The following is a 6,000-nucleotide window of genomic DNA, read 5'->3' as shown; positions in this document are numbered from 1 at the left end:
GCCTATTACCCATCTCGACCTATCTCATGGTGCCGCTGGAAGAGCGCTTCCCCGCCTTCAATGACGACGGCAGGCCCGTCGATGGCATCATCCTGCTCGGCGGCTCTGTGGAATCGTCGGATTCGGCCGCTCGCGGACGCCTTGTCGCCAACGAATCCGCCGAGCGCGTGCTCGATACGATTGAGCTCGCCCACCGCTACCCGCAGGCGCGCATCCTGATCTCGGGCGGCGGCGGCACCGTGTTCGGGGATGGTGTCGGCGAGTCCCCGATCATCGCCGATTACCTCAAGCGCATCGGCATCGATGCCGGCCGCATCATCATCGAGGACCGCTCCCGCACCACCTCGGAGAATGCACTCTACTCGTTGGAGTTGGCGAAGCCGCGCGATGGCGAGCGCTGGCTCCTCGTGACATCGGCGTGGCACATGCCGCGCGCCGTCGGCGTGTTCGAGAAGGCGGGCTTTCCGGTGACGGCCTATCCGGTGGATTATCGAACGGCAAGCGGCTCCAACAACCTTCGCCCCTTCGCCTTCGTGTCGGACGGCTTACGGCGGCTCGATGTGGGTACAAAGGAATGGGCCGGGCTCATCGGCTATTACCTGACAGGCCGCACGAACGCGCTGTTCCCCGCGCCTCAGGTTTCGTCGGTGGCGGTCGGCAGCGCCAGCCGGTAAGTGCCGCGAAAATCATCGGGATCGACCGGCCTGCCCTTGCGCAAGATCACGATGCGGCCTTCCTTCATCAGCCGCACCGCCACCTTGCGCACGGGCTGCATGAGAGGTCCCCACCCGTCCGGTTGATTGCCGCCGAGGGCCTGGGCTACGTCCGCCGGGCCAATCGTCTTAGCCGCACCGCGCTCGGCCAGCAGGGCCAGCATGGCAGCTTCCAGTTCTTCGGGTGTCGCGTTCTTAGACATGATTGTGATCCATGACCGCGTCCCGGGCATCGGACACGAATTGACGGCGCCACATGACGAAGAGAACCCCCGCCGTGGCAATGATGAAGAGATAAGCGCTGAGGAACCAGCCGAGATAGGCGAGTGAGAAGAAAAAGGCGCGCTGTCCCCGGTTGAAGTGCTTGCCGGCGACCGCGCTCATGGCAGCAGCCTGACGGGCGACGACGAGCCCCTCCTCCCTGCTGCTGTCCTTGAGCACAGGCACCGAGCCGACGAGGATAGCCATGTAGTTGAAGAGCCGGTAGGACCAGGCGAACTTGAAGAACGCATAGACGAAGATCACCGCGAGGCCGATCACCTTGAGTTCGAGAGCATGGCGCGTAGGCGGCTCTCCGAAGGGTAGATCGGCGAAGATCGGCAGCACCGACTCCGTTGAGCGGAACAGCGCCAGTACGCCGCCGATGGCGATCAGCGAAGTCGAGGCGAAAAAAGCGGTGCCGCTCATCAGGGAAGACAGGATCTGGGTGTCGACGATCCGGTTCTCGCGCACCACCATCTGCTCCATCCAGCGGTAGCGGTACTGGTTCATGAGCTTGTTGAGGCTGTTCTGGCCGGCAGACGTGAACTCGACGGCCGTATGATAGCCGAGCCACGCCGCGAGAAAGAAGATCAGCGCCACGTAGTCGAGAAAGGTGAACCCCAGCACAGATATCTCCCGTTGACTCCGCCGCCATCATGCCCAGTTTGTTTGAAGCCTCAAAGGGAGAGCGACGCCCCATGCCTCAGACCATCACACGCGGCTACAAGACATTGCTCGAAGAGGCCAGCGCAAAGATTAGAACTCTGCCCACCCAGGAGGCCATGGCCCTGCACGGGCGCGAGGATGTGGTGTTCGTGGACCTGCGCGACCCGCGCGAGTTGGACCGGGAGGGCCGCATTCCCGGAGCCGTGCATTGCCCCAGGGGCATGCTGGAATTCTGGATCGATCCCGAGAGCCCCTATCACAAGCCGGTCTTCAACCAGGACAAGACCTACGTATTCTTCTGCGCAGCGGGCTGGCGCTCGGCCCTGTCGGCGGCCACCGCGCACGATATGGGGCTGAAGCCGGTCGCCCATGTCGAGGGCGGCTTTACCGCCTGGAAAAAGGAAGGCGGGCCGGTGGACGTCGAGGAAGGCTAGACAGACTAAACCGTCCTGCGGACCTCAAAACCTTCTCCGCCAAGCTCTGCATCCGCACCGTCGATGGCCTCCACACGCTCGACAGCCGACCCCAAGGGCCCCTCGTGACAGGCTTTGAGCATCACCGCGACGAGATCGGTCGGGCCTGAGAAAACCGCCTCCACGCTGCCGTCGCGCCGGTTGCGCACCCAGCCTGACAGGCCATGAAGTTCTGCCTGATGATGGGTCCAGGCGCGGAACCCTACCCCCTGGACGCGTCCGTGTATCACCACATGGGCCGTTCTATTCTCGGTCACGTCTTTCCTCGATGATGAGCATGGCGGGCGTCGGTGCGACGTCCTGAATAATCCTGGTCCAAGGTCTCAATGATACGCCGGCCATTCGCCGGGTCCAGCTTCAGGAGGATTTTGTCGCCCTCAGCTTCCATTTAGCGTGGTTTTCGGATCGAGCTCGAAGGTGCCGCGAACAGGGGGCGGACCTTAGGCTGCTGAGACGCGGAAATAACTGAGGATTGCGCCTTGGGAAGCCAGATGTTCAAGCCTCGCACATAGTCCTCGGGCAGGCCCGCATGGGTCGCGGCCTCGACCACGCCTTCCATGTAGCCGGGAAGCGGCGTGCCCGGCTTGGCGCTTCGGCCGATATATACGACCGCCCGGCGCGGCCCCTGCCCGGTCACAACGGGCTGGATGACCTTGGTGTAGAGCCCCGTATGCAGGCTCTCATAGCGGTCGAGGGCCGGCACGTCCGACAAGGCGAGATCCCACACCATGCCCCAGACTGCCCGCTGAGGATCGCGGACCACGGAGGCATAGCCTTCCTCGAAAATGATGAACCGATGGCGCATGAGCCGCCCGATGCCGACCGGCTTGGAGGCCGGGCAACGCTGAAGCATGGCGGCTTGGTCCATGTTGGACCCATAGGCGAAGTAGAGAGGCATGATTCAATCTCTCGTGCCGGTGCGCCGACCATATTGTGAGGCTACCCGACAAAGAATTCCGTTCCGAAACTGCACGTCATCACCGGCCTTGTGCCGGTGATCCCGATGATGATGAGCGCCGCGCTTTTCGGATCGGGATGGCCGGGACAAGCCCGGCCATGACGTCAAGGGTGTTACTCCCCTTGTGAAGGYGGAAAAGGGCTATCGATTGTCCAACTCAGGCGAATTCGAGAATCACCGCATCGACGGCGAGACTATCGCCCTCTTTGGCGTGAATTTTGGCAATGGTGCCGTCACGCTCGGCGCGCAGCACGTTTTCCATCTTCATCGCCTCGACGATGCAGAGCGGTTCGCCTACCTTGACCTCCTGGCCCTGGGAGACGCTGATGGCCTTCACGAGGCCGGGCATGGGGCAGAGCAATTGCTTGCCCGTATCCGCCTCCTGGCGCTCCGGCATCAGGGCCGCCAGCTCCGCCTCGCGCTTCGTATAGACCCGCACCTCGGATGAAGCGCCTGCATGGGAGAGCACCATGCCGTTGAGGATGGGCCGCACCTGCACCGCAACGGTCTCGCCGCCCACATTGCCGCTCCAGACCGGCTGACCGGGCGCCCAGTCGGATACAATCGGCCACGACTGACCGTCACTCACAACGGCAAAGCCGCCGTCGATATCCTCGATCAGCACCTCGTGCCGCTCGGAACCGAGCAGCACCACCCGCTCGCGCTCGAACTTCACGGCGGAGGCCGAGCGCATCTGGCCCGAGATGTGCCGTTTGCGCTCGTTCTGGATGTGGTCGATGGCCGCTCCCACGGCAGCCATGCGAAGCGCGATCTCGCCTTGTGGCGCAGGCGCCTTGAAGCCTTGAGGGAACTCCTCGGCGATAAAGCCGGTGGAAAGCTTGCCCGACTGCCAGCGCGGATGCTGCATCAAGGCCGAGAGGAACGGGATGTTGTGGCGGATGCCGTCGATGGCGAACGCATCGAGCGCGGTGGCCTGCGCCTCGATGGCCTGCTCGCGGGTGGGCGCATGGGTCACGAGCTTGGCGATCATCGGATCGTAGTAGATCGAGATCTCGCCGCCCTCGTAGACCCCGGTATCGTTGCGCACGGTCACGCCGTCCTGCTTGCCTTCTTGAGGTGGGCGATAGGTCACGAGCCGGCCTGTCGAGGGCAGGAAGTTACGCACCGGGTCTTCCGCATAGATGCGGCTTTCCACCGACCAGCCGTTGAGCTTCACGTCGCTCTGGGAGAGGCGCAGCTTCTCGCCGGCGGCCACGCGGATCATCTCCTCCACGAGATCGATGCCGGTGATCATTTCCGTGACGGGATGCTCCACCTGCAAGCGGGTGTTCATCTCGAGGAAGAAGAAGGATTTGTCCTGCCCGGCCACGAACTCGACCGTCCCGGCGGAATCGTAACCCACGGCCTTGGCCAGAGCGACCGCCTGCTCGCCCATGAGCTTGCGGGTGGCCTCGTCGAGCAGCGGCGACGGGGCCTCCTCGATGACCTTCTGGTTGCGGCGCTGAATGGAGCATTCGCGCTCGCCGAGATAGATCACGTTGCCATGCTTGTCGCCGAGCACCTGGATCTCGATGTGGCGCGGATCGGTGATGAACTTCTCGACAAAGACTCGGTCATCGCCGAAGGAGCTTGCCGCCTCCGACTTGGCGCGGGCAAAGCCCTCGGCCACCTCATCGGCGGAATAGGCGATGCGCATGCCCTTGCCGCCGCCGCCAGCGGAAGCCTTGATCATGACCGGATAACCGATCTCGTTGGCGATGGTCACCGCCTGTTCCGGCCCCTCGATGACGCCGAGATAGCCGGGAACCGTGGAAACCTTCGCGGCAGCGGCGGCCTTCTTGGACTCGATCTTGTCGCCCATGGCTGCGATGGCGCCGGGATTGGGGCCGATGAAGACGATTCCGGCCTCGGCGAGCGCCTTCGGGAAAGCCTCGCGCTCGGAGAGGAAGCCGTAGCCCGGATGAACGGCTTGAGCCCCGGTCTGCTTACAGGCCTCGATGATCTTCTCGATCACCAGATAGGATTGGGCGGCAGCGGCCGGGCCGATATGGACGGCCTCGTCGGCCATTTCCACGTGAAGGGCATCGCGGTCGGCATCGGAATAGACGGCAACCGTCTTGATGCCCATGCGGCGGGCGGTCTTGATGACCCGGCACGCAATCTCACCCCGGTTCGCAATCAGGATCTTGTCGAACATGAACCCTCGAACGCTCCAGCAAAACAATTAGCCCCACCTCCGTTACTGCACATCGGTGCATTCGGGAAGCGGGGCCGCGTCAGCAATTAGCGTTAGACGGGGATTGAGCGCCCTTAAGCCGCCATCTGGCCGAGCCGGGCCTGCTGGCGGCCGCGCATGATAAAGTCGAGCAAAGCCACATCGACATAGCCCGCCTCGTCGAGGATGGCATAGGCGATGGGCATGGCGTTCGGGCTGGGGCCGCTGACTTCGAGGACGGTCGCGAGCCAAAGAGCGTCGTCGTTGCTCACGACACCGTGGGGCGCCCGCTTCCAGACCACGAAATCCACCACGAGCTTGCTTAGGGCTACTCCCCAGCTCTCGTCGCTTTCGATCATGCGGTCCAAGGCGAGTAGCGTCTCCACCTCGAGGCGGCTCGTGATGCCCTCGGCAAGGACTTCGCCGGTGAGCCATTTCACGTCATCGGCGCCGATGAAATTGGTTTCGGCCGCAGCATCGATGAAATCGCGAAGACTATCCTTAATCATTCGTTTGGCTCCCCCCGGCTTTTACTTGAACAACACCGGTTGATCTTCGGTGCTGGAGGAAGCTTCACACGGTTGCGGGCCTAAAACCGTTAACAGGCAAACCTAAACGCCTGTTGAGGTTAAGCGATGTTGAGAGACTTTGGTTGCCGAAATCTTGCTTCATGCGGATTCTCCAGCATTTGCGCGGCCCTGACGCCTCGGCGAGTTTCCATTGCAATGGCGCAAGACCGGCCTTTCAGCCCTA

Annotated in this window: 7 protein-coding genes and 1 pseudogene; 2 read left to right on the top strand and 6 right to left on the bottom strand. The window is 62.9% G+C overall.

All coding sequences use genetic code 11. The annotated features are described in order from the left end of the window. Window positions 1-674, top strand: a 674-nt coding sequence (locus tag ACXJKO_RS16675) for a YdcF family protein (protein ID WP_457092207.1), incomplete at its 5' end; no start/stop codon positions are given. Here ACXJKO_RS16675 and ACXJKO_RS16670 read toward each other — a convergent pair. Both ACXJKO_RS16670 and ACXJKO_RS16665 read right to left on the bottom strand, forming a co-directional pair. Next, the gene (locus tag ACXJKO_RS16670; RefSeq protein ID WP_457092206.1) at window positions 635-916 is read right to left on the bottom strand and encodes a DUF3253 domain-containing protein; all 282 of its coding nucleotides are present in this window, start codon (window positions 914-916) and stop codon (window positions 635-637) included. The genes ACXJKO_RS16675 and ACXJKO_RS16670 overlap by 40 nt on opposite strands. Continuing rightward, window positions 909-1,601 (bottom strand): DUF599 domain-containing protein, encoded by a 693-nt coding sequence (locus tag ACXJKO_RS16665; RefSeq protein ID WP_457092205.1) that lies wholly within the window; start codon window positions 1,599-1,601, stop codon window positions 909-911. The genes ACXJKO_RS16670 and ACXJKO_RS16665 overlap by 8 nt, the downstream gene beginning before the upstream one ends. Window positions 1,602-1,672: 71 nt before the next feature. On the opposite strand from ACXJKO_RS16665, the gene ACXJKO_RS16660 reads away from it, so the two are divergent. Continuing rightward, window positions 1,673-2,074, top strand: a complete 402-nt coding sequence (locus tag ACXJKO_RS16660) for a rhodanese-like domain-containing protein (protein WP_457092204.1) — start codon at window positions 1,673-1,675, stop codon at window positions 2,072-2,074. Between the two features lie 5 nt (window positions 2,075-2,079). On the opposite strand, the gene ACXJKO_RS16655 is transcribed toward ACXJKO_RS16660, so the two are convergent. From ACXJKO_RS16655 to ACXJKO_RS16640, 4 genes and pseudogenes are all read right to left on the bottom strand, one after another. Then, the gene (locus ACXJKO_RS16655) at window positions 2,080-2,370 is read right to left on the bottom strand and encodes an acylphosphatase (RefSeq protein ID WP_457092203.1); all 291 of its coding nucleotides are present in this window, start codon (window positions 2,368-2,370) and stop codon (window positions 2,080-2,082) included. 230 nt (window positions 2,371-2,600) lie between these two features. Continuing rightward, window positions 2,601-3,011: pseudogene (locus tag ACXJKO_RS16650) on the bottom strand (gamma-glutamylcyclotransferase family protein); the annotation flags it as partial. A 217-nt stretch (window positions 3,012-3,228) separates the two neighbouring features. Continuing rightward, a complete protein-coding gene (locus ACXJKO_RS16645) occupies window positions 3,229-5,229 on the bottom strand; it encodes an acetyl-CoA carboxylase biotin carboxylase subunit (RefSeq protein WP_457092202.1) in 2,001 nt (666 codons plus the stop codon). Window positions 5,230-5,342: 113 nt separating this feature from the next. Beyond that, window positions 5,343-5,756, bottom strand: coding sequence for a hypothetical protein (locus tag ACXJKO_RS16640; RefSeq protein ID WP_457092201.1), 414 nt, complete (start codon window positions 5,754-5,756; stop codon window positions 5,343-5,345). Between the last annotated feature and the right edge of the window lie 244 nt (window positions 5,757-6,000).

It is taken from the genome of Microvirga sp. P5_D2, assembly GCF_054049475.1.
The sequence above is the reverse complement of the archived record's forward strand: the minus strand, read 5'-3'. Positions and strand labels throughout refer to the sequence as shown.